This is a genomic window from Frondihabitans peucedani, from assembly GCF_039537585.1.
Taxonomy (GTDB): Bacteria; Actinomycetota; Actinomycetes; order Actinomycetales; family Microbacteriaceae; genus Frondihabitans; species Frondihabitans peucedani.
The window spans coordinates 340,440-363,525 of record NZ_BAABAU010000001.1; the positions used below are offsets into that span (position 1 = coordinate 340,440).

The 23,086-nt window shown below is 68.9% G+C and carries 18 protein-coding genes; 2 read left to right on the forward strand and 16 right to left on the reverse strand.

The features are described from left to right. Position 1 precedes the first annotated feature (1 nt). Positions 2 to 772 (forward strand): 6-phosphogluconolactonase, encoded by a 771-nt coding sequence (gene pgl, locus ABD733_RS01610; protein WP_344793300.1) that lies wholly within the window; start codon positions 2 to 4, stop codon positions 770 to 772. Between the two features lie 130 nt (positions 773 to 902). On the opposite strand, the gene ABD733_RS01615 is transcribed toward pgl, so the two are convergent. The 16 genes from ABD733_RS01615 to polA all read right to left on the reverse strand — a co-directional run bounded on the left by ABD733_RS01615 (position 903) and on the right by polA (position 22,571). Beyond that, on the reverse strand, positions 903 to 1,271 hold the full coding sequence (locus ABD733_RS01615) for an RNA polymerase-binding protein RbpA (protein ID WP_286343588.1): 369 nt from the start codon (positions 1,269 to 1,271) through the stop codon (positions 903 to 905). After that, the gene (gene secG, locus ABD733_RS01620) at positions 1,271 to 1,522 is read right to left on the reverse strand and encodes a preprotein translocase subunit SecG (RefSeq protein ID WP_055957799.1); all 252 of its coding nucleotides are present in this window, start codon (positions 1,520 to 1,522) and stop codon (positions 1,271 to 1,273) included. The genes ABD733_RS01615 and secG overlap by 1 nt, the downstream gene beginning before the upstream one ends. A gap of 54 nt (positions 1,523 to 1,576) precedes the next feature. After that, entirely contained in the window at positions 1,577 to 2,365 is a 789-nt protein-coding gene (tpiA, locus tag ABD733_RS01625) for a triose-phosphate isomerase (RefSeq protein WP_344793301.1), read from the reverse strand. Continuing rightward, on the reverse strand, positions 2,359 to 3,570 hold the full coding sequence (locus ABD733_RS01630; protein WP_344793302.1) for a phosphoglycerate kinase: 1,212 nt from the start codon (positions 3,568 to 3,570) through the stop codon (positions 2,359 to 2,361). Before ABD733_RS01630 ends, tpiA begins: the two co-directional genes overlap by 7 nt. 54 nt (positions 3,571 to 3,624) lie before the next feature. Beyond that, positions 3,625 to 4,629 (reverse strand): type I glyceraldehyde-3-phosphate dehydrogenase, encoded by a 1,005-nt coding sequence (gene gap, locus ABD733_RS01635; RefSeq protein WP_344793303.1) that lies wholly within the window; start codon positions 4,627 to 4,629, stop codon positions 3,625 to 3,627. Between the two features lie 127 nt (positions 4,630 to 4,756). Beyond that, the gene (whiA, locus tag ABD733_RS01640; protein ID WP_344793304.1) at positions 4,757 to 5,737 is read right to left on the reverse strand and encodes a DNA-binding protein WhiA; all 981 of its coding nucleotides are present in this window, start codon (positions 5,735 to 5,737) and stop codon (positions 4,757 to 4,759) included. A gap of 98 nt (positions 5,738 to 5,835) precedes the next feature. Beyond that, a complete protein-coding gene (rapZ, locus tag ABD733_RS01645) occupies positions 5,836 to 6,717 on the reverse strand; it encodes an RNase adapter RapZ (protein WP_344793305.1) in 882 nt (293 codons plus the stop codon). A gap of 42 nt (positions 6,718 to 6,759) precedes the next feature. After that, a complete protein-coding gene (uvrC, locus tag ABD733_RS01650) occupies positions 6,760 to 8,760 on the reverse strand; it encodes an excinuclease ABC subunit UvrC (RefSeq protein WP_344793306.1) in 2,001 nt (666 codons plus the stop codon). A 9-nt stretch (positions 8,761 to 8,769) separates the two neighbouring features. Then, positions 8,770 to 11,664, reverse strand: a complete 2,895-nt coding sequence (uvrA, locus tag ABD733_RS01655) for an excinuclease ABC subunit UvrA (RefSeq protein WP_344795949.1) — start codon at positions 11,662 to 11,664, stop codon at positions 8,770 to 8,772. Positions 11,665 to 11,819: 155 nt separating this feature from the next. After that, complete coding sequence (locus ABD733_RS01660; protein ID WP_344793307.1) at positions 11,820 to 12,758, reverse strand: SDR family NAD(P)-dependent oxidoreductase; 939 nt, start codon at positions 12,756 to 12,758, stop codon at positions 11,820 to 11,822. Continuing rightward, positions 12,748 to 14,814: an excinuclease ABC subunit UvrB gene (gene uvrB, locus ABD733_RS01665; RefSeq protein ID WP_344793308.1), complete on the reverse strand. Its 2,067-nt coding sequence runs from the start codon at positions 14,812 to 14,814 to the stop codon at positions 12,748 to 12,750. Before uvrB ends, ABD733_RS01660 begins: the two co-directional genes overlap by 11 nt. Positions 14,815 to 14,823: 9 nt before the next feature. Beyond that, complete coding sequence (coaE, locus tag ABD733_RS01670; protein WP_344793309.1) at positions 14,824 to 15,576, reverse strand: dephospho-CoA kinase; 753 nt, start codon at positions 15,574 to 15,576, stop codon at positions 14,824 to 14,826. 396 nt (positions 15,577 to 15,972) lie between these two features. After that, complete coding sequence (gene rpsA, locus ABD733_RS01675; protein ID WP_344793310.1) at positions 15,973 to 17,424, reverse strand: 30S ribosomal protein S1; 1,452 nt, start codon at positions 17,422 to 17,424, stop codon at positions 15,973 to 15,975. 226 nt (positions 17,425 to 17,650) lie between these two features. Next, positions 17,651 to 19,363, reverse strand: coding sequence for a DUF885 domain-containing protein (locus tag ABD733_RS01680; RefSeq protein ID WP_344793311.1), 1,713 nt, complete (start codon positions 19,361 to 19,363; stop codon positions 17,651 to 17,653). A gap of 83 nt (positions 19,364 to 19,446) precedes the next feature. Next, positions 19,447 to 19,758, reverse strand: coding sequence for a PTS sugar transporter subunit IIBC family protein (locus ABD733_RS01685; RefSeq protein WP_344793312.1), 312 nt, complete (start codon positions 19,756 to 19,758; stop codon positions 19,447 to 19,449). Between the two features lie 137 nt (positions 19,759 to 19,895). Further along, entirely contained in the window at positions 19,896 to 22,571 is a 2,676-nt protein-coding gene (gene polA / locus ABD733_RS01690; protein ID WP_344793313.1) for a DNA polymerase I, read from the reverse strand. Positions 22,572 to 22,726: 155 nt separating this feature from the next. Here polA and ABD733_RS01695 point away from each other — a divergent pair, with 155 nt between their 5' ends. Then, a complete protein-coding gene (locus ABD733_RS01695) occupies positions 22,727 to 23,071 on the forward strand; it encodes a PaaI family thioesterase (protein WP_344795951.1) in 345 nt (114 codons plus the stop codon). Positions 23,072 to 23,086 lie beyond the last annotated feature (15 nt).

The window sequence follows — 23,086 nt, forward strand, 5'->3', positions numbered from 1 at the left end:
TGTGACGAACGAACGCCGGGTGTTGGTTCACCCTGACAAGCAATCGCTGGGCGCCTCGGTGGCCGCGCGATTCATCACGAAGATCATCGATGTCATCGAGGAGCAGGACTACGCGTCCGTCGTCCTGAGCGGAGGATCCGTGAGCACGCTCGTGCTCGCCGCCATCAACCGCTCCGAGGCGCGCGACAGCGTCGACTGGTCGAAGGTGTCGTTCTGGTGGTCCGACGAGCGCTGGGTCGAGAGCGACAGCGCCGATCGCAACGACAAGCAGAACGGCATCGATCTGCTCGACCACATCGGCGTGCCGGCTGAGAACGTGCACCGTTTCGGCGCGGTCGGCGACTACGCATCAGTCGATGAGGCCGCCGCCGCCTACGTCGCCGAGCTCAAGGAGTTCGCGCAGGGCGACGACGAGTCGCCGCGCTTCGACATCACGCTCCTCGGCGTCGGGCCCGACGGCCATGTGGCCTCGCTCTTCCCCGACAAGCCGCAGATCAGCGCCCTCGAGCCCACCGTGCTCACCATCACCGACAGCCCGAAGCCGCCGCCGGAGCGTCTCACGCTCAGCCTCCCGGCGATCAACAACTCGCAGCGCGTGTGGATGATCCTCGCCGGCGCCGAGAAGGCGTCGTCGCTCGGGTTGGCCCTCGCCGGCGCGGGCGCCGACCAGGTTCCCGTCGCGGGCGTCAAGGGCCGAAAGCGCACCGTGTTCTTCGTCGACAAAGACGCTGCCGCCGAAGTGCCCGAACAGCTCATCGCCTCGTCGTACTAGAAGACGAGTTCCGAACGCAGGATGCCCGTGGTCGCCGACCACGGGCATCCTGCGTCTCCGTCCTCCTCGCTCCGTGCTGCTGGCAGAGGAAAGGCCCCCGGCTTCTGCCGGGGGCCTTCTCGGTGTGGAGCTACTTCTTCGCGGGAACCTTGCCGCGCCGCTCGCGGAGCTGCTGCAGGGCCTCGTCGAGGAGCTGAGCCGCCTCTTCTTCGGTGCGGCGCTCTTTGACGTAGGCGAGGTGCGTCTTGTACGGCTCGAGCTTGGCGACGACGGGCGGGTTGTCTTTGTCGCGGCCGGCCGGGAGCCCGGTCGACGGGGAGTCGACGGTCTCGGGGATCTCTTCTTCGGGGACGTTCGCCGCGAAGTGACGCACGACCTCGTTGCCGAGGGCGTCCCAGTAGGAGATGGTGATCCGCTCGGCGTGGAAGCCGCGGTCTTGTTCGCCCATCGGGCCTGCGCCGACGCGGGACCCTCGAATTGCGCTACCGCCTGATGCCATTACGAACCTGCCGAGAACTTGGTGATGAGGCCGAGGACCACGATGGACGCGATCCAGATCAGGCCGAGGATGACGGTGATGCGGTTGAGGTTGCGCTCGGCGACCCCGGACGCACCGAGGTTGCTGGTGACACCGCCGCCGAACATGTCGGACAACCCGCCGCCGCGACCGCGGTGCAGCAGGATGAGCAGGGTCAGCAGGAGGCTCGTGATGCCGAGCACCACCTGCAGTACGACCTGGAGAATTTGCACGGAGAACCTTTCGAGCGTCGGGCCGTCAGCAATTATAGCTTGGCGTCGACTGAATCAGACGCCGACGTGGTGCTGGTACCGCACGATGCTGGCGAACTCGGGGATGTCGAGGCTGGCACCGCCGACGAGGGCTCCGTCGACGTTCGGCTCGCGCATGAAAGCGGCGATGTTCGAGGACTTGACCGACCCGCCGTACAGGATGCGCGTCGCGGCGGCCGCATCGGCGCCGAGGACCTCGACGAGGGTCGACCGCAGCGCGGCGCACACCTGCTCGGCCTGGTCGGGCGTAGCGGCCTGGCCCGAGCCGATGGCCCAGACCGGCTCGTAGGCGACCACGATCTCGGCGGAGGCGGGCACCTGCGAGAGGGCTGCCCTCAGCTGAGCGACGGGGACGGCGCTCGGGCCGTGCTTCTCGAGGTCTTCGGCCGTCTCGCCCACGCAGACGACCGGCACGAGGCCGTGGCGGTGCGCGGCGGCGACCTTGGCCGCGAGGACCTCGTCGGTCTCGCCGTGGATCGTCCGGCGCTCGGAGTGACCGACGATGACGTACTTCACGTCGAGGCGCGCGAGGAAGGCGCCCGAGATGTCGCCGGTGTAGGCGCCGGAGTCGCTGGGCGACAGGTCTTGAGCCCCGAGGGAGAGTTCGAGCCGGTCGGCGTCGATCAGCGTCTGGACGCTCCGGAGGTCGGTGAAGGGCGGGAAGATCGCCGTCTCGACGCTCGCGTAGTCGTGCTTCGCGTCTTTGAGGCTCCAGGCGAGCTTCTGCACGAAGGCGATCGACTGCAGGTGGTCGAGGTTCATCTTCCAGTTGCCGGCGATGAACGGGGTGCGCGTGGTTACCATCCGAGGACCTCCAGGCCGGGAAGCGACTTGCCCTCGAGGAACTCGAGGCTTGCCCCACCACCGGTGGAGATGTGACCGAACTGCTCGTCGTCGAAGCCGAGAGCCCGGACCGCCGAGGCGGAGTCGCCGCCGCCGACGACTCCGAGGCCGTCGACGCGGGTGAGCGCGTCGGCGACGACCCGGGTGCCCGCGGCGAAGGCGTCGAACTCGAACACGCCCATGGGGCCGTTCCAGAAGACGGTCTTCGACGAGGCGATGACGTCGGCGAAGGCCGCGGCGGTCTCGGGCCCGATGTCGAGCCCGATCCCGTCGCTGCCGAAGGAGGTGCTCTCGATCGACTCGGCCGCGACGGTCGCGTGCTCGGCGTCTGGGGCGAAGCCGGACGCCACGACCACGTCGGTCGGCAGGATCAGTCGCACCCCGCGTGCCTCGGCGTCGCGCACGTAGCCGCGGACCCGGTCGAGCTGGTCTTCTTCGAGGAGGCTCTTGCCGACCGCGTGGCCCTGCGCCTTCAGGAAGGTGAACAGCATCCCGCCGCCGATGAGCAGGTTGTCGACCCGCGGCAGGAGGTGCTCGATGACGCCGAGCTTGTCGGACACCTTCGAACCCCCGAGCACGACCGTGTAGGGGCGCTCCGGGTTCTCGGTGAGCCGGTCGAGGACCCGGAGCTCCGTCTCGATGAGCGTGCCGGCCGCGCTCGGGAGGAGCTGCGGCAGGTCGAACACGCTCGCCTGCTTGCGGTGCACGACCCCGAAGCCGTCGGAGACGAAGGCGTCGCCGAGGGCCGCGAGCTGCTCGGCGAATGCCGTGCGCTCCTCGTCGCTCTTCGACGTCTCCGCTGCCTGGTACCGGAGGTTCTCGAGCACGAGGACCTCGCCGTCGGAGAGGGCCTCGACAGCGCTCGTCGTGGCCTCCCCCGTCGTCTCGGGCGCGAACGCCACGGCGGCTCCGAGGAGCTCGCCGAGGCGTGTCGCGACCGGAGCCAGGCTGTACTCGGGCTTCGCCTCGCCGTCGGGCCTCCCGAGGTGGGAGATCACGACGACGCGGGCGCCCGCCTCGATCAGGGTGCGGAGGGTGCCGAGCGACGCGCGGACGCGGCCGTCGTCGGTGATCACGCCGTCCTTCAGGGGGACGTTGAGATCACACCGGACGATGACGCGCCTGCCGGCCAGATCGCCGAGCGACTCGAGGGTGCGGAGAGCCATGGGTGTCGTGCCTAACGGTTCGTGCTGCAGGTCTCGGGCGGTCGTCGCCGAGAGCTAGAGCTTGGCGGCGACGTACTCGGCGAGGTCGACGAGACGGTTCGAGTAGCCCCACTCGTTGTCGTACCACGACGTGATCTTGACGAGGTTGCCGATCACCTTGGTCAGGCCCGAGTCGTAGATCGACGAGTGCGGGTCGCTGCGGATGTCGCTCGAGACCAGCGGGTCTTCGGAGTAGAGCAGGATGCCCTTGAGGTCGCCCTCGGCAGCTGCCTTGTACGCGGCGTTGATCTGGTCGACCGTGACGGGCGACGAGGTCTCGAGTGTGACGTCGGTGATCGAGCCGGTCGGGACCGGGACGCGGAGGGCGTAGCCGTCGAGCTTGCCGGACAGCTCGGGGATGACGAGGCCGATGGCCTTGGCGGCACCGGTCGACGTCGGCACGATGTTGAGGGCGGCGGCGCGGGCACGACGCGGGTCTTTGTGCGGGCCGTCCTGGAGGTTCTGGTCGGCCGTGTAGGCGTGCACGGTCGTCATGAGGCCGCGCTCGACGCCGAAGTTGTCGAGGAAGACCTTCATCAGGGGCGCGAGGCTGTTCGTGGTGCACGACGCGTTCGAGATGATGTGGTGCGCGGCGGGGTCGTAGAGGCCCTCGTTGACACCGAGGACGATGGTGATGTCGTCGCCGGTCGCGGGCGCGGAGATGATGACCTTCTTGGCACCGGCGTCGATGTGCTTCTGAGCGTCGGCGGCCTTGGTGAAGAAACCGGTCGACTCGATGACGATGTCGACGCCCAGCTCGCCCCACGGGAGGTTGGCGGGGTCGCGCTCGGCGAGGACCTTGATGGCCTTGCCGTTGACGACGATGCTGTCGCCCTCGAGCTCGACGGTCGCGTCGAGGCGACCCGTGATCGAGTCGAACTTCAGAAGGTTCGCCAGGGCGGCGTTGTCGGTCAGATCGTTGACGGCGACGATCTCGAGGTCACTCCCCTTCGCGAGGGCGGCGCGGAAGTAGTTGCGGCCGATGCGGCCGAAGCCGTTGATTCCGATCTTGACGCTCAATGGATCTCCAGTTTTTCGGGCGCCCTGCGGCGCTTGTTGTCATGGCTTGGCGCTGTTGTCTGACAGCGGAGGTGAAGCGAGCTCGTGGCCTCTACGACACTATCGCAGGACGCACGGGCGACGGACGTCAGTCGAGGTCGAGGTCGGCTGGGAGATTGGCCTCGGTGCCGGGGATGCCCGTGTCGGCGGCCTTCTTGTCGGCCATCGCGAGGAGCCGCCTGATCCTGCCCGCCACGGCGTCTTTCGTCATGGGCGGGTCGGCGTGGTGACCCAGCTCGTCGAGACTCGCGTCGCGGTGCGCCAGACGGAGCTCGCCGGCGTAGCGGAGGTGCTCGGGGATGTCGTCGCCCAGGATCTCCATCGCCCGGTCGACGCGGGCGCACGCGGCGACCGCTGCCTGAGCCGAGCGCCGGAGGTTGGCGTCGTCGAAGTTGACGAGCCGGTTCGCCGTCGCGCGGACCTCGCGGCGCTGACGGAGCTCCTCCCAGTCGCTGACGCTCTTCGTGGCGCCCATCTGGCTGAGCATGGCGCTGATGGCCTCGCCGTCGCGGATGACGACCCGGTGCACGCCGCGGACCTCGCGCGCCTTGGCTGCGATGCCGAGCCTCCCGGCGGCGCCGACCAGGGCCATGGCAGCCTCGTTGCCCGGGCAGACGACCTCGAGGGCGGCGGAGCGGCCGGGGTCGGTGAGGGAGCCCTGCGCGAGGAAGGCGCCGCGCCAGATCGCGGCGAGATCGTCGCGGGAGCCGGTGGTCAGGCGGTTGGGGAGGCCGCGGACCGGGCGGCGTCTGGCGTCCATCAGACCGGTCTGCCGGGCGAGCGTCTCGCCGGCCTCGTGGACGCGCACGAGGTAGTGGCTGGTCCGGCGGAGCCCGGTCGCGGCGATGACGGAGACGTCGCTCCGGGCGCCGTACAGCTCGGCGAGGTCTTTGCGGACCCGGCGCGCGAGGAGAGCGCTGTCGAGCTCGGCCTCGACCGCGATACGGCCGGAGATCACGTGGAGACCGCCGGCGAATCGAAGAATGGTGGCCACCTCGGCCGCGCGGACGGTGGTCTTCGAGACCTCGACGCGGGCGAGCTCTTCTTTGACGTCGGCGGTCTGTGCCAAGACGGTTCCTTACGTTGTTCGGGATGATGCGTGATGCCGCCGGTCGCGGGGCGCTGGTGAGGCACCTGCAGGCGCGCGGCGGGGAGGACGGCCTCGGACTACTCGCGACCCAGGTCGCGGTGCTTGACGCTGACCGCCACCCCGGGAAGACCGCGGAGGTGCGCCGCCAGCTCGCCGACGAGGGTCACCGATCGGTGTTTTCCCCCCGTGCAGCCAATGGCGATCGTAGCGTGTCTCTTGTTCTCACGCTGATAGCCGGCCATGACGGGCTCCAGCGCTCGGCCGAAGGCGTCGACGAACTCGCGGGCTCCCGGCTGGTCGAGCACGAACTCGTTCACCGCCGAGTCGAGACCCGTCATCGGGCGGAGCTCGGGCACCCAGAACGGGTTGGGGAGGAAGCGCGCGTCGCCCACCATGTCGGCGTCGGCGGGCAGGCCGTACTTGAAGCCGAAGCTCAGGACCGTGACCTGGACGCCCGGGGTCTCGGGCGCCGAGAACCTCTCGATGATGGTCGTCGCGAGCTGGTGGATGTTGAGCTCGGAGGTGTCGATGATGATGTCGCTCGACTCGCGGAGCTCCTCCATCCGGCTGCGCTCCGCCAGGATGCCGTCGAGGAGGGTGCCGTCGCCCTGGAGAGGGTGCGGTCGCCTGACCTGCTCGAAGCGCCGCACGAGAGCGGCGTCGGTGGCGTCGAGGAACAGGACGCGCACCTTCGTCGGCATGCTCTCTTGAAGAGCCCGCACCGCCTCCTGGGCCTCGGAGAAGAGACGGCCCCCGCGGACGTCGACGACCGCCGCGATCTTCGGGAGCGAGTCGCCGGCGCGCTCGGCGAGGTCGATCAGGGGGCGAAGCATCTGCGCGGGGAGGTTGTCGACGACGTACCAGCCGACGTCTTCGAGGGCGTTGCCGACCGTCGATCGGCCGGCCCCCGACATCCCGGTGACGATCAGGACGTCCTGCTGTTCGGGTGCGTCACTCATTGCAGAGGAGCCCTTCCGGTTGCCATCGAGATCGCGCCAATCCTACTCGGGCGCTGTGGCGGCGACGGGGGCGTCGGCGTCCGTCTCGTCGGCGTCCGTCTCGTCCGTGGCTGGCTCGTCAGCGTCCGCTTCGTCCGCGGCCGCCTCGTCGGCCTGCGCCGCCGTGCCCATCGCGGACACGATGCTCGCGGCGAGCGTGGGGCCGATCCCCTTCACCTCGGCGATCTCCTTCGCGCTGGCCTTCTTGAGCCTCGCGACGGAGCCGAAGTGCTTGAGCAGGACCGCGACGCGGGTGGCACCGAGACCGGGGATCTCGGCGAGCTGCGTCGCGATGTCGCGCTTCCGGCGCTGACGCTGGAACGTGATCGCGAAGCGGTGAGCCTCGTCGCGGATCCGCTGGATCAGGAACAGCGCGTCGCTGTTGCGCGGCAGGATCACCGGGAAGCCGTCGTCGGGCAGCCAGATCTCTTCGAGGCGCTTCGCGATGCCCGCCAGCTGGATGCCGGTGACCCCGAGGTCGTCCATCGCCCGCTGAGCCGCGGCGACCTGTGGCTGACCGCCGTCGACGATGAGCAGGTTCGGCCGGTAGGCGAACCGCTTGCGCTGCTCGCCGACCTCCTCGACCGGCGCCAGCTCGTCGTCGAGACGGGCGAGGCGCCGCGTGAGCGTCTGGTAGATCGACTCGGTGTCGTCGGTCGACGACGGGATGGAGAACCTGCGGTACTGGTCTTTGCGCGGCAGGCCGTCTTCGAAGACGACCATCGACGCCACGATGTTCGTGCCCTGCAGGTGCGAGACGTCGTAGCACTCCATCCGGAGGGGCGCCTCCGTCATGCCGAGCGCCTCCTGGATGTCGGCCAGCGCCGTGGACCTCGTCGCGAAGTCGGCGCTCCGCTTGGTCTTGTAGAGCATCAGCGACTGAGCCGCATTGAGGGTGGCGGTCTGCATCAGGTTCGCCTTGTCGCCCCGCTGCGGGGTGTGCAGCTGGACGCGGCCGCGCATCCTGCCGTCTGTCGCGCTCTCGGTCCGGAGATCGGTGAGCCAGGTCTCGAGGGCCTCGACGTCGTCGGGGAGGGTGGGCACGACGATCTCTCGGGGCAGCTCGCCGCCTCGGCTGTAGACGTCTTGAAGGGCCTGCTCGACGATGTCGCCGGTCGAGATGTCGATCTCCTTGTCGAGGACCCAGCCCCGCGCGCCGCGCACGCGACCGCCGCGGACCGTGAAGAGCTGCACAGCGGCGGCCAGCTCGTCTTCGGAGACGGCGAAGAGGTCGAGGTCGACGGAGTCGCGGAGCACCACGGCCGACTTCTCGAGGACCGCCTCGAGGGCGCCGACCTGGTCGCGGAACCTGGCGGCGTCTTCGTACCGCTGCTCTTCCGCGGCCTGCTTCATCTGCCGCTGGCGGTCGGCGATGACGCGGCGGTCGTAGCTGCCCATGAAGCGGACGAACTCGTCGACGATCCTGCGGTGCTCCTCGATGGTCACCCGGCCGGAGCACGGTCCGCCGCAGCGCCCGATCTGACCGGGGAAGCACGGCTTGCCCGTCTGCATGGCCTTCTTGTAGCTCGAGTCGGAGCAGGTCCGGATCGGGAAGACCTTGATCATCAGGTCGATGGTGTCGTGCACCGCCCAGATCTTGGGGTACGGGCCGAAGTACTTCGCGCCCTTGATCCTCGTGTTGCGCGAGACCATGACGCGCGGCGCCTCGTCGGCGAGCGTGATCGCCATGAACGGGTACGTCTTGTCGTCGCGGAACTTGACGTTGAAGGGCGGGTCGAACTCCTTGATCCAGGTGTACTCGAGCTGCAGGGCCTCGATGTCGGTGCCGACGACTGTCCACTCGACACTGCGCGCGGTGAGGACCATGCGACGGGTGCGCTCGTGGAGCGACGGCAGCGGCGCGAAGTAGTTGCTCAGACGCTGTCGGAGGTTCTTCGCCTTGCCGACGTACAGCACGCGGCCGCGCTCGTCTCGCCAGCGGTAGACGCCCGGCTGCGTCGGGATGTCGCTCGCTTTCGGGCGCCAGGAAACGGTGTTGCTCATCAGCCAGACCTAGCCGGCCAGCGCCTTCGCGCGGGGCTTCCTTGCCTTCGCTGGCGCCGGGATCTCGGCCCTCGGCATCGACAGGATCTCGGCCAGGAAGCGCCCGGTGTGGCTCTCCGGGACCTTCGCGAGATGCTCGGGCGTGCCCGTGGCCAGCACTCGGCCGCCGCCGGCGCCGCCCTCGGGCCCCATGTCGATCAGCCAGTCGGCCGACTTGATCACGTCGAGGTTGTGCTCGATCGTGATGACCGTGTTGCCCTTCTCGACGAGACCGTTCAGGACCAGCAGGAGCTTCCGGACGTCTTCGAAGTGCAGACCGGTGGTCGGCTCGTCGAGGACGTAGACGCTCCGGCCGTTCGAGCGCTTCTGGAGCTCGGTCGCGAGCTTGACGCGCTGCGCCTCGCCGCCGGAGAGCGTGGTGGCGCTCTGCCCGAGGCGGACGTAGCCGAGGCCCACGTCGACGAGCGTCGCCATGAAGCGGGAGATCGAGCTGATCGGCGCGAAGAACTCGGCCGCCTCGGCGATCGGCATGTCGAGGACCTCGGAGATGTTCTTGCCCTTGTAGTGCACCTGGAGCGTGTCGCGGTTGTAGCGGGCTCCCCCGCACACCTCGCACGCGACGTAGACGTCGGGCAGGAAGTTCATCTCGATCTTGATCGTGCCGTCACCCGCGCAGTTCTCGCAGCGGCCGCCCTTGACGTTGAAGCTGAATCGGCCCGGCAGGTAGCCGCGCGCCTTCGCCTCGACGGTCTCGGCGAACAGGTTGCGGATCTTGTCGAAGACGCCGGTGTACGTCGCCGGGTTCGAGCGGGGCGTGCGGCCGATCGGGGCCTGATCGACGTGGACGACCTTGTCGAGGTTCTCGAGCCCGGTGACGCGCGTGTGCTTGCCCGGAATCTGGCGGGCGCCGTTGAGCTGGTTGGCCATCACCTTGTACAGGATGTCGTTCACGAGCGTCGACTTGCCGGAGCCGGAGACTCCGGTGACGGCGACGAACGTGCCGAGCGGGAAGTCGACGGTGACGTTGTCGAGGTTGTTTGCGCGGGCGCCGACGACTGAGATCATCCGGCTCTTGTCGATCTTCCGGCGCTTCGACGGCGTCTCGATCGAGCGGCGACCGGCGAGGTAGTCGCCGGTGTACGACGAGGTGTTCGCGATGAGGTCCTCGTAGCTGCCCGAGTGCACGACCCGACCGCCGTTGACGCCGGCGCCGGGCCCGATGTCGACGACCCAGTCGGCGGTCCGGATGGTGTCCTCGTCGTGCTCCACGACGATGAGGGTGTTGCCGAGGTTCTTGAGCTTGACGAGAGTGTCGATGAGACGGCGGTTGTCGCGCTGGTGCAGACCGATGGACGGCTCGTCCAAAACGTAGAGCACCCCGGTGAGGCCCGAGCCGATCTGCGTCGCGAGCCGGATGCGCTGCGCCTCGCCTCCCGAGAGCGATCCGGCCGAGCGGGCGAGCGAGAGGTAGTTCAGGCCGACCTCGAGGAGGAACTCGAGACGCACGCGGATCTCTCGGAGCACCTGCGCCGCGATCCTGGCCTCGCGAGCGGTGAGCTCGACGGTGTTCATGAACTCGAAGGCGTCGGCGAGGCTCAGCTCGGCGACGTCGGCGATGCTCTGCTCGGCGACCTGGACGGCGAGGACCTCGGGCTTCAGGCGCTTGCCCTTGCAGACGACGCAGGGGATCTCGCGGAGATAGGACGCGTAGCGCTGGCGCTGCGAGTCGGACTCGGCCTCGGCGTACTTGCGCTCGATGTAGGGCATGACGCCCTCGAAGCCGGTGCTGTACTTCATCTCGCGACCGAAGCGGTTGCGGTACCGGACGGTCACCTCGAAGTCGTTGCCCTCGAGGACGGCGCGGCGCACCTCGGGCGAGAGGTCGCGCCACGGGGTGGTGAGCTTGAACCGGAGGTCGCTCGCGAGACCCTCGAGCAGTTTCTGGAAGTAGTTGTAGAGGCCCTTGCCGGAGTTGGTCCAGGGCAGGATGACGCCCTCCGAGAGGCTCAGCTCGTCGTCGCCGAGGAGGAGGTCGGAGTCGACCGACATCTTCGTGCCGAGGCCGGAGCACTCGGGGCAGGCGCCGAAGGGGGCGTTGAACGAGAAGGTCCGCGGCTCGACCTCGGTGAGCTGGAGCGGGTGGTTGTTCGGGCAGGAGAGCTTCTCGGAGAACGTCCGGAAGGCCTCGGGGCCCGTCTCGTCGACGAAGTTGATCGTGACGAGACCGTCGGTGAGGCGGAGAGCCGTCTCAAGCGAGTCGGTGAGGCGCGACAGCAGGTCGTCGGACGCGACGAGCCGGTCGACGACGACCGAGATGTCGTGCTTGATCTGCTTCTTGAGCACGGGCGGCGAGCTGAGCTGGATCGCCTCGCCGTCGACGATCGCGCGCGAGTAGCCCGAGGAGGCGAGCTCTTTGAAGAGGTCGACGAACTCGCCCTTCTTCTGCGACACGATGGGGCTCAGGACCTGGTAGCGGCGGCCGGTCTCGAGCGTCATGAGCTGGTCGGCGATCTGCTGCACGGTCTGCTTGCTGATCTTCTCGCCGCAGACGGGGCAGTGCGGCACGCCGATGCGCGCCCAGAGCAGGCGCATGTAGTCGTAGATCTCGGTGATCGTGCCGACGGTCGAGCGGGGGTTGCGGTTCGTCGACTTCTGGTCGATGGACACGGCGGGGCTCAGTCCCTCGATGAAGTCGACGTCGGGACGGTCGACCTGGCCGAGGAACTGGCGCGCGTAGGCGGACAGCGACTCGACGTAGCGGCGCTGGCCCTCCGCGAAGATCGTGTCGAAGGCGAGAGACGACTTGCCCGAGCCGCTCAGGCCCGTGAAGACGACGAGCGAGTCGCGCGGGATCTCGATGTCGACGTTCTGGAGGTTGTGGACGCGTGCGCCGCGGACGCTCAGCTTCGAGACCTCACCGGGGTCGGTGACGCTGGCGTCGTCGAACGCATCGAACTCGTCGAACTCGGAGAAGGCGGGGCTTGCGGGTGAAATCGACACTCTGTCCATTCTAGGGAGGAGGAATCCGGTGGATCGGTGGGCGCTGCGGCGGGCGGCGGCTACTCGAGGACGGGCTGCAGACGGGTGAGGCGAGCGGAGAGGTTCCAGAGGCGGGCGGCGGCCTTGCGGTTCATCGCGTGCTTCTTGGCCCGGACCAGGGCGGGAGCGCCTGTGAGCTGGAACCAGCCGTCGGGTCCCCAGTATTCCCCGCCGCGGACGTCCGCGCCCAGCGCAGCATACGTGAGCGGCCTGGCCCCCTGGTCCTTGCCCTGGCACACGGTGCGGAGCAGACCGACGACCGGGCTCGGGATCCAACGTCTCGACACGATGCCGGGTCGCTTCTCGGTGAGCGTGTCGAGAGCGAACCCTGGGTGCGCCACGACGCTCCGGACCGACGAGCCGGCAGCGCGCAGACGCCGGTCGAGCTCGAAGCCGAACGTCATGACGGCGAGCTTGGACCTCGAGTAGGCCCGGTAGCTGCGGTAGCCGCTGGTGAGCATGGGGTCGTCGAGGTCGAGGCGCGCCCAGCGGTGGCTGATGCTGCCGAGGTGCACGATCCTGCCCGCGTCTGCGCTCGTGAGAGCGGGAAGCAGGTGCGCGATCAGGGCGAAGTGGCCGAGGTGGTTCGTGCCGAACTGGAGCTCGAAGCCGTCGGCCGTGGTCTCGCGCGACTTCGACCCCACGACTCCGGCGTTGGCGACGAGGGTGTCGACCGGGCCGCCGGCGACGATCTGCGAGGCGGCGCGGCGGACCGACGCGAGGTCGGCGAGGTCGGCGATCACGACCTCGAGGTCGGCGTCGGGGTAGCGCTGGCGGATGCTCTCGACGGCTCGGGCGGCTCGCCCCTCGTCGCGGCAGGCGAGGACGACACGGGCACCGGTGGCCGCCACCTGCTCGGCCACGAAGTAGCCGAGGCCCGCGTTCGCGCCGGTGACGACCACCCGGGCCCGGTGGGCGCCAGCAGCAGGGGCGACCCCGGCGACCTGATCAGCGGACATGCCCAGCGGCCTCCATGCCGCGGAGGTCTTTCTTGAGCTCGGCGACCTCGTCGCGAAGGCGACCAGCGAGCTCGAACTTGAGCTCGGCCGCGGCCTGCAGCATCTGGTCGTTGAGATCGGCGATGATCGCCTCGATGCCGCCTGCGGCACTCGCGGCCTTGCCCTCGCGACGGAGCTCGGGCGTGGGCGCGCGCCTCTTGCCCTGCCGCCCGGCCAGGAGCTCGGCCGTGTCGGCGCCCTCGCGGGCCAGCACCTCGGTGATGTCGGCGATCTTCTTGCGCAGCGGGGTCGGGTCGATGCCGTGCTCGGTGTTGTAGGCGACCTGCCTCTCGCGGCGGCGGTCGGTCTCTTCGAGCGCCTGCTTCATCGAGTCGGTGACCCTGTCGGCATACATGTGCACTTCGCCCGAGACGTTTCGAGCGGCGCGCCCGATGGTCTGGATCAGCGACGTCGACGACCGGAGGAAGCCCTCCTTGTCGGCGTCGAGGATCGCCACCAGGGACACCTCGGGCAGGTCGAGACCCTCTCGGAGGAGGTTGATGCCGACGAGCACGTCGTAGATGCCCTGCCGGAGCTCGGTGAGGAGCTCGACCCGGCGGAGGGTGTCGACGTCGGAGTGGAGGTACCGCACGCGGACCCCGGCCTCGGTGAGGAAGTCGGTCAGCTCTTCGGCCATCTTCTTGGTGAGCGTGGTGACCAGGACGCGCTCGTCGCGCTCGACGCGGAGCTGGATCTCTTCGAGGAGATCGTCGATCTGGCCCTCGGAGGGCTTGATGACGATCGCGGGGTCGATGAGGCCGGTCGGTCGGATGATCTGCTCGACCACACTGTCGGTGATGCCGAGCTCGTACTTGCCGGGCGTCGCCGAGAGGTAGATCTTCTGGCCGACGCGGTCGAGGAACTCCTCGAACTTCAGCGGCCGGTTGTCGAGGGCGCTCGGCAGCCGGAAGCCGTGGTCGACCAGGGTGCGCTTGCGGGAGGCGTCGCCCTCGTACATGGCGCCGATCTGCGGGACAGTGACGTGCGACTCGTCGATGACGACGAGGAAGTCGTCGGCGAAGTAGTCGAGCAGGCAGTGCGGAGCCTCCCCCGGCCTGCGGCCGTCGATGTGCGCAGAGTAGTTCTCGATGCCGTTGCAGAAGCCGATCTGCTCCATCATCTCGAGGTCGAAGGTGGTGCGCATGCGGAGCCGCTGCGACTCGAGGAGCTTGCCCTGCTTGTCGAGCTCGGCGAGGCGGTCGGCGAGCTCGGCCTTGATGGTGCCGATGGCGCGGTGCATGACGTCGGTGCCGGCCACGTAGTGGGAGCCGGGGAAGATCGACACGGCGTCCATGCTGCGGACGACGTCGCCGGTGAGCGGGTGGAGGTAGTAGAGCGCCTCGATCTCGTCGCCGAACATCTCGATCCGGACGGCGAGCTCCTCGTACATCGGGATGATCTCGATGGTGTCGCCGCGCACTCGGAAGTTGCCGCGCGAGAAGTCGATGTCGTTGCGCTGGTACTGCATCGCGACGAAGCGCCGCACGAGCTGGTCGCGCGGGATCTGCATGCCCACCTGGAGCGCGATCATCGCCTCCATGTAGCCCTCGGGGGTGCCGAGTCCGTAGATGCACGACACCGTCGAGACGACGATGACGTCGCGCCGGCTCAGGAGGGAGTTCGTCGTCGAGTGGCGGAGACGCTCGACCTCGGCGTTGATCGACGAGTCTTTCTCGATGAAGGTGTCGGTCTGCGGGACGTACGCCTCGGGCTGGTAGTAGTCGTAGTACGACACGAAGTACTCGACGGCGTTGTTCGGGAAGAGCTCGCGGAACTCGTTCGCCAGCTGCGCCGCGAGGGTCTTGTTGTGAGCGAGCACCAGGGTCGGGCGGTTGACGGCCTCGACGAGCCACGCGGTCGTGGCGGACTTGCCCGTACCGGTGGCGCCGAGGAGCACCACGTCCGTCTCACCGGCGTTGATGCGGCCGGCGAGCTCAGCGATCGCGGCAGGCTGATCGCCGCTCGGCTGGTACTCGCTGACCACTTCGAAGGGGCGGACACTGCGAGTCGGTTCCATAGAACAAGTCTACGAGCGACCACTGACACTCGAAGGACGAGGCTGGTCCGCCCGGGGCTGCTGGGAGCGAACAGGGGGCGTGATCCTGCTCGCGCAGGCGTTGTCTGGGTCTGCGGCTTTGTCTGCGGCTGCGGCTTTCGCTGCGGCTCCGGCTTTCGCTGCGGCGAGCTCGGCGAGGCGGTCGTACAGCGCGTCGGTCTGCGCGAGCGTCTCGTCGAGGGAGCCGCTCGAGTCGATCACGTCGTCGGCGACGGCGAGGCGCTGCTCGTCGGTGGCCTGGGCGTCGATCCTGCGGACCGCGTCGGCTTCGTCCATGCCCCGGAGCGACACCATGCGCTCGATGCGGGTCTCGCGGGGCGCGTGCACCACCACGACCCGGTCGAACTCGCCCGTTCCGCGGGCCTCGACGAGGAGCGGCACGTCGTAGACGACCACCCGCGCAGGATCCGCCTCGGTCGCCTCGCGCATCCGCTGCTGGCTGAGCTGCTGCACCGCGGGGTGCGTGATGCCTTCGAGGTCACGTCGAGCGTCGGGGTCAGAGAACACGATCGCACCGAGAGCGGCCCGGTCGAGACTGCCGTCGGAGCGCAGGATCGCGTCGCCGAAGCGGCGGGCGATCGCCTCGAGAGCCGGGGTGCCCGGCTCCACCACCTCGCGCGCGAGTCGGTCGGCGTCGATGTGGGCTGCGCCCCGCTCGGCCAGTCGCGCGGACACCACGGTCTTGCCTGCTGCGATCCCGCCGGTCAGCCCCACTACGAACACGCCTGCAGCCTAGCGCTCGGGTGGTTGCCGGTTCGTCGCGGTGTCCGTGGGTGTGGTGCGCATATGGACGGAGATCCTCGCCCCGTTCTTGTTTCTCCGTCCATATCGACGGAGATCCGGTCGCGTGGGTGCAAATGGACGGAGATCTTCTGCGAAGCGCGAAAGTGAGGCGGATCGGAAGGGCATTGGACGAGAATCTCCGTCCATTTGTACGCGCAGGGAGGGAGGGGGCGAGAATCTCCGTCCATTTGTACGCGGGAGGAGGGGACGGGCAAGAATCTCCGTCCATTTGTATGCGGGGAAGGGGCCGACGAAGAACAGGCGGTGCGGAACGACGCACGCGGGAACGCCGAAACGGCGGCCACCCGGAGGTGACCGCCGCTTCGAGGGGTGTGACTAGTTGTTGTTCGACAGCTTCTCGCGAAGCGCGGCGAGCGACTCGTCGTCGGCGAGGGTGCCGGCGCCCGAGGCGGCCTCGTTCGAGAACGAGGAGCCCGAAGGCACGTCGAAGGAGGTGGCCTCCTCGACGAGCGAGGCAGCGACCTGCTTCTTGTGGGCCTCCCAGCGAGCCTGGGCGGCAGCGTAGTCCTGCTCCCACTTCTCGCGCTGGGCCTCGAAGCCCTCGCGCCACTCGTTGGTCTCCGGGTCGAAGCCCTCGGGGTACTTGTAGTTGCCCTGGTCGTCGTACTCGGTGAGCATGCCGTAGAGCGCCGGGTCGAACTCGGTGCCCTCGGGGTCGACACCCTCGTTGGCCTGCTTGAGGCTCAGCGAGATGCGGCGACGCTCGAGGTCGATGTCGATGACCTTGACGAACACCTCGTCGCCGACCGACACGACCTGCTCGGCGAGCTCGACGTGCTTGGCGGACAGCTCGGAGATGTGGACGAGGCCCTCGATGCCGTCGGCGACACGGACGAACGCACCGAACGGCACGAGCTTCGTGACCTTGCCGGGAGCAACCTGACCGATGGCGTGCGTGCGGGCGAAGACCTGCCACGGGTCTTCCTGGGTGGCCTTGAGCGACAGCGACACGCGCTCGCGCTCGAGGTCGACCTCGAGGATCTCGACCGTGACTTCCTGACCGACCTCGACGACCTCGGAGGCGTGCTCGATGTGCTTCCAGGAGAGCTCGGAGACGTGGACGAGACCGTCGACGCCGCCGAGGTCGACGAACGCACCGAAGTTGACGATCGACGAGACGACGCCCTTGCGGACCTGACCCTTGTGGAGGTTGTTCAGGAACGAGGTGCGGCTCTCGGACTGCGTCTGCTCGAGCAGAGCGCGACGCGAGAGGACGACGTTGTTGCGGTTCTTGTCGAGCTCGAGGATCTTGGCCTCGATCTCCTGACCCAGGTAGGGCGTGAGGTCGCGGACACGACGCAGCTCGATGAGCGAGGCGGGAAGGAAGCCGCGGAGCCCGATGTCGACGATGAGGCCGCCCTTGACGACCTCGATGACCGTGCCGGTGACGACGCCGTCGGCGTCCTTGATCTTCTCGACATCGCCCCAGGCACGCTCGTACTGAGCGCGCTTCTTGGAGAGGATGAGCCGGCCTTCTTTGTCTTCCTTCTGGAGGACGAGGGCTTCGACGGTGTCGCCGACGTTGACGACCTCGGTGGGATCGACGTCGTGCTTGATCGAGAGTTCGCGCGAGGGGATGACGCCCTCGGTCTTGTACCCGACGTCGAGGAGGACCTCGTCGCGGTCGATCTTGACGACGGTGCCCTCGATGAGGTCTCCGTCGTTGAAGAACTTGAGAGTCTTTTCGACCGCGGCAAGGAAGTCTTCAGCAGATCCGATGTCGTTGACGGCGACCTGCTTGGGTGCCTTGGTCGTTACGATTGTCATGTAGTGGTTGCTCCAGCTGGGCATTTCTCGGGCCGCATCCCGCTCGCCCAGCGACCTCGGTCGCAGGAGAACTGTTGGTGGGAGTGCAGCAAAGCGGATGATTCGACGCAGTTTGCGCCAAGCAATTCTAGCTGTTCGCTCCGGCCTCGATCAACCCGGTCGGCCGCCCCGTCGTAATGCGGACTCCGGCCGCTGCGCCGTCACGCGGCGCCGTCACTCCGCGCCGTCACTCCGTGTCGCCCAGCAGAGCAGTGCGGAGCGTGTCGAGGCCCACTCCGCCGAGGGCGAGCGCCTCGGAGTGGAAGCGCCGGAGGCTGAAGGATCCGCCTTCGCGACGCGCGCGCTCGGCGCGGAGGTCCTCCCAGATCCGCTGACCGACCTTGTACGAGGGCGCCTGGCCGGGCCAGCCGAGGTACCGGTCGATCTCGAACCGGACGAAGGCCTCGTCCATGTTGACGTTGTCGAGCATGTAGGCCAGCGCCTTCTCGTGATCCCAGACGCCGCCGGCCGGCATCGACTCGCAGCCCGGGAACTCCTTGCCGAGGTGCGCGCCGATGTCGATCACGACTCGCGCCGCCCGCATCCGCTGGCCGTCGAGCATCCCGAGCCGGTCTCCCGGCTCGCCGAGGTAGCCGAGCTCGTCCATGAGGCGCTCGGCGTAGAGCGCCCAGCCCTCCGCGTGACCGGAGGTGCCCGCGATCGACCTGCGGTACGTGTTGAGTGTCGCGCGGTTGACGGCGGCCTGGCCGAGCTGCAGGTGGTGGCCCGGAACGCCCTCGTGGTAGACGGTCGTCGTCTCGCGCCACGTCGTGAACCTCGTGACGCCGACCGGGACGGACCACCACATGCGCCCGGGCCGGACGAGGTCGTCGCTCGGGGCCGTGTAGTAGATGCCGCCGTCGTGCGTCGGCGCGATCCTGCACTCGAGGGTGCGGATCGAGTCGGGGATGTCGAAGTGGGTGGCTCCGAGCTCGGCGACGGCTCGGTCGCTCAGCCCCTGCATCCACTCGCGAAGAGCGTCTGCCCCGTCGAGCTGGCGCGCAGGATCGGCGTCGAGCAGCTCGATCGCGCGGGCGACCGATGCGCCCGGCTCGATCTGCTCCGCGATGGCCGCCTGCTCGGCTGCCATCCGGGCGACCTCCTCGAGCCCCCACTCGTAGGTCTCGTCGAGATCGACCGTCGCGCCCAGGAAGCGCCGCGAATGCAGGGCGTACGCCTCGCGGCCGACCCCGTCGGCGTCGCCGGCCACCGGAAGGAGCTCGTCGCGGAGGAAGGCCTCGAGCCTCTGGTAGGCCGCCCGAGAGGCGTCGGAGCCGGCGCGAAGGCGCTCGAGGAGCTCGCCGGAGAGCGGCTCCCCCGAGTCGGCGCTCGCATCGTGGGCGAGCTTGCGGAAGAAGCCCTCCGGCCCCGCGTTGCGCGCGCACTGCTCGGCGACCGCCTCGACCTGGCGCTTCGCGGGGACGACGTGCTCTTCGATGCCGAGGCGCAGGGTCTCGATGTAGCCGTCGACGGCCGCGGGGAGGGCGGTCAGGCGCGACGCGATGTCGGCCCAGTCGGTTTCGGTGGCCGTGGGCATCAGGTCGAAGACGTCGCGGAGCCCCTGCGCCGGAGAGGCGATGACGTTGAGGTCGCGGAGATGGAGTCGCTGCTCGTCGTACTCGATGTCGAGAGCGAGGGACGCCTCGAGGTCGTTGCGGGTGACCCGGTCGACCGAGTCGGCCGGAGGTGTCGCACGGAGCTCGTCGAGGGTCGCTCGGACCGCGGCGATGTAGGCGTCGTGCCCGGCCGGCGTGGTGTCGCCGTACTCGCCGGTGCGGCCCTCGCGCCCGAGCCAGGTCGCCCAGAGCGGATCGAGGTCGACGAGAGTGTCGACCCACCGCTCCGCGACGGCGTCGATCGGCGTGGCGGCGCGGGCGGTGGGAGTGTCGTCGGAGCTCATGGAACGAGCCTAGCGACGACGTCCGACGCGCGATCGGGGCCGGATGCTGCCCAGGCCGGATGCTGCCCGGAGCTGGATGCTGCTCAGAGCTCGACTGTGGTGCCGTTCTTGATGGCGTCGACGACGCGTGCGACGTCGGGGTCGCCCATGAAGAGCTGGAAGGGGACGACGGGGGTGCCCTCCGCGACTGCGGCGCGGGCGCGGTCCGCCAGGTTGTTCTGGGTGACGACGACGTCGGCGTCGGCCGGGATCTGATCGAGGGCCGAGTGGTCGACCGTCACGCCGTTCTCGGAGAGCTGCTTCTTGAGCGTGGTGGCGAGCATGATGCTCGATCCCATGCCGGCGTCGCAGGCGACGATCAGCTTCTTGACGCTCGCGCCGTCGATGGTGACCATGGTGGTTCTCCTTGGGGTGCCGTCGTGAGTGGTGCTGTGTTCATCATGCTCCCGCCCCGCCGAGCAGGCGTGGGGAGCAGGATCGGCTCGGCGCAGTTCGCCCGGTTTCGGTGCGGCTCGGTGCAGTTCGCCTCGTTTCAGTGCGCCGCGGCGTCCCAGCTCTCGCCCATGCCCACCGACACGTCGAGCGGGACGGTCAGGTCGGCCGCGGACCCCATGCGGGCGCGCACGATCTCCTCGACGACGTCGGCCTCGCCGCGGGCGATCTCGACGATGAGCTCGTCGTGCACCTGCAGGAGGACCCGCGACTGGAGCTCGCGCTCGTCGAGGTCGCGCCGGACGCCGAGCATCGCGATCTTCATGATGTCGGCGGCCGAGCCCTGGATCGGCGCATTGAGCGCGGCGCGCTCGGCGTTCTCGCGGAGGACGCGGTTCGACGAGGTGAGGTCGGCGAAAGGGCGTCGGCGCCCGAAGATCGTCTCGGTGTAGCCGTCTTCACGGGCCTTCTCGACGACGTTCCGGAGGTAGTCGCGGACGGCTCCGAACCTCGCGAAGTAGTCGGTCATCAGCTGCTTGGCCTCGGCCGTCTCGATCCGGAGCTGCTTCGAGAGGCCGAAGGCGCTGAGGCCGTAGGCGAGACCGTACGACATCGCCTTCACCTTCGTCCGCATGAGAGGCGACACGTCGGCCGGCTCGACACCGAAGATGCGCGCCCCGACGAAGCGGTGGAGGTCTTCGCCCTCGCTGAAGGCCGTGATGAGCCCGGCGTCGCCGGAGAGGTGCGCCATGATGCGCATCTCGATCTGGGAGTAGTCGGCGGTGAGCAGGGTCTCGTAGTCGGGACCGTGCTGGAAGGCCGCCCGGATCTCGTGCCCGACGGCGGTCTTGACCGGGATGTTCTGCAGGTTCGGGTCGATCGACGAGATGCGGCCGGTCGTGGTGCCGGTCTGGTCGTAGGTGGTGTGGATGCGACCACCGTCGTCGACGGCCTTGTCGAGCGTCTCGATGATCTGCCGGAGCTTCGTCGCATCGCGGTGCTTCAGCAGGAGGTCGAGGAAGGGGTGCGGGTTCTTCTCCTGGAGGTCGGCCAGGGAGGCCGCGTCGGTCGAGTACCCCGACTTCATGGAGCGCGTCTTGGGCATGTCGAGCTGCTCGAACAGGACCTCCTGGAGCTGCTTCGGAGAACCGAGGTTGACCTCTCGGCCGATGACCTCGAAGGCCTCCGCCGCGAGCAGTGCCGCGGTGTCGGCGAGGCGGGTGGAGAGCTCGCGGAGGGCGGGGCGGTCGGTCGCGACGCCGGTGAGCTCCATGTCGCCGAGGACCGGCACGAGCGGCAGCTCGATGGTGCGGAGGACCCGCCTGGAGCCCTCGTCGAGCAGCGCGTCGAGCTCGTCGGAGACGCGCAGGGCGTACCAGGCCTCGGTCGCCACTCCCCCGGCGTCGTCGGCCGGGACGAGCTGGTTGGGGTCGGCCTCGGGCATGCGCTCGGCCAGGTGCTCGTAGACGAGGTCGGCGAGGGCGAACGAGGTGCGGCCGGGCCGGAGGAGCCACGCGGCGATCCGGGGGTCGCCGTCGAGCCCGGTGAGGGTGAGACCGACGCGCCGGAGGGCCTTGTAGGCGCGTTTGGCGTCGTGCACCACCTTCGGAGAGTCGGTGTCGAGCCACTCCTCGAGGGCCACGTAGTCGCCGCGGCCAGCGGCCCACGGCACGTGCACGGAGTCGCCCGCGGCGGCGATGCCGAGGCCGGTGACCGTATTGTCAGGGCCGTACTCGACGGCGACGCCGACGGCCGGCTTGTCGGCGGAGGCGTGGGTGCGGAGCCAGTGCGCCAGCTCCTCGTCGATGAGCGTGCGCACCACGGGCGCCACCGGGCCGGTGGGAGCCGCGGGCTCGACGCTCTCGGCACCGGTCGCCGTGCCGCCGCCCTCGGCGAGGGCCGTGACGCGGTCGAGCAGGGTGCGGAACTGCAGCCGGTCGAAGACCTCCCGCACGGCGGGGACGTCGATCGGCCGGCGGAGGAGGTCGTCGGGCCCGACGGGGAGGTCGACGTCGGTGACGAGCCGGTTGAGGCGGCGGTTGCGGACGGCGCGGTCGTACTGCTCGCGGAGCCTGTCGCCGACGACGCCCTTGATCTCGTCGCGGTGCTCGATGACCTCGTCGAGCGAGCCGAACTGGTTGATCCACTTGACCGCGGTCTTCTCGCCGACCTTGTCGACGCCGATCAGGTTGTCGCTCGTCTCGCCGACGAGGGCGGCGATCTCGGGGTACTGGTGGGGTTCGATGCCGTAGCGCTCGAAGACCTTATCGCGGTCGTAGCGGGTCAGGTCGGTGACGCCGCGGGCCGACGGGTAGAGCAGGGTGACGTCGTCGTTCACCATCTGGATCGCGTCGCGGTCGCCGGAGACGACGTAGACGTTGTACCCGCCCGAGGAGCCGCGGCTCGCGAGGGTCGCCAGGATGTCGTCGGCCTCGTAGTCCTCTTTGGTGATCGTCGTGATCCCCATCGCGTGGAGGGCCTCCTGCAGGAGCGGGATCTGCCCCACGAACTCCGGCGGCGTCTCGTTGCGGGTGCCCTTGTACTCCGGGTACTCACGCGTGCGGAACGAGTAGCGGGAGATGTCGAACGCCACCGCCAGGTGGGTCGGCTTCTCGTTCTTGAGCAGGTTGAGCAGCATCGAGATGAAGCCGTGGATGGCGTTCGTGTGCTGCCCGTCGCGGTTGACGAAACTGTCGACCGGGAGGGCGTAGAAGGCCCGGAATGCGAGGGAGTGACCGTCGATCACGAGGAGGGTAGGCTTTGCTGGGTCCGGCACCCCGTCAGCCTAGCGGCCCCCTCCGACACTCGGCTCGGCCCCGGACTGCCGCCGATCCCCAGGGAGAACCCGTGCCCGACACCACGCCCAGCGCCTTCAGCGACCAGGCCCTCGAGTTCCTCGAGCGTCGGGGGGCGGGTGAGCTGGCCGAGCGCATGGGCATCGAGATCGTCGAGCTCAGCGCCGAGCGCGCGGTCGGCACGATGCCGGTCGAGGGCAATCGCCAGCCGGTGGGCATCTTGCACGGCGGGGCCCACGTGGTGCTGGCCGAGTCGCTCGGCTCGATGGCGGCCAGCGTGCACGCCGGTCCGGACCGCATCGCGATGGGCATCGAGCTCAACGCCTCGCACAGTCGCGCGGCGGCGTCGGGCATCGTCACCGGGACCTGCACCGCGATCCACCTGGGCCGGACCCTCACCACTCACGAGATCGTCATGACCGACGAGCAGGGCCGCCGGCTGTCGACGGTCCGCATCACGAACATCCTGCGCGACGCCTAGGCCCCGGCTGGGCCA

Bases quoted from the DNA above. Each gene is read 5' to 3' on its own strand.
- ABD733_RS01615 (WP_286343588.1), bottom strand. From the start codon at position 1,271: ATGGCATCAGGCGGTAGCGCAATTCGAGGGTCCCGCGTCGGCGCAGGC.
- tpiA (WP_344793301.1), bottom strand. From the start codon at position 2,365: ATGGTAACCACGCGCACCCCGTTCATCGCCGGCAACTGGAAGATGAAC.
- ABD733_RS01630 (WP_344793302.1), bottom strand. From the start codon at position 3,570: ATGGCTCTCCGCACCCTCGAGTCGCTCGGCGATCTGGCCGGCAGGCGC.
- rapZ (WP_344793305.1), bottom strand. From the start codon at position 6,717: ATGAGTGACGCACCCGAACAGCAGGACGTCCTGATCGTCACCGGGATG.
- uvrC (WP_344793306.1), bottom strand. From the start codon at position 8,760: ATGAGCAACACCGTTTCCTGGCGCCCGAAAGCGAGCGACATCCCGACG.
- ABD733_RS01660 (WP_344793307.1), bottom strand. From the start codon at position 12,758: ATGTCCGCTGATCAGGTCGCCGGGGTCGCCCCTGCTGCTGGCGCCCAC.
- uvrB (WP_344793308.1), bottom strand. From the start codon at position 14,814: ATGGAACCGACTCGCAGTGTCCGCCCCTTCGAAGTGGTCAGCGAGTAC.
- rpsA (WP_344793310.1), bottom strand. From the start codon at position 17,424: ATGACAATCGTAACGACCAAGGCACCCAAGCAGGTCGCCGTCAACGAC.
- ABD733_RS01680 (WP_344793311.1), bottom strand. From the start codon at position 19,363: ATGAGCTCCGACGACACTCCCACCGCCCGCGCCGCCACGCCGATCGAC.
- ABD733_RS01685 (WP_344793312.1), bottom strand. From the start codon at position 19,758: ATGGTCACCATCGACGGCGCGAGCGTCAAGAAGCTGATCGTCGCCTGC.
- ABD733_RS01695 (WP_344795951.1), top strand. From the start codon at position 22,727: ATGGGCATCGAGATCGTCGAGCTCAGCGCCGAGCGCGCGGTCGGCACG.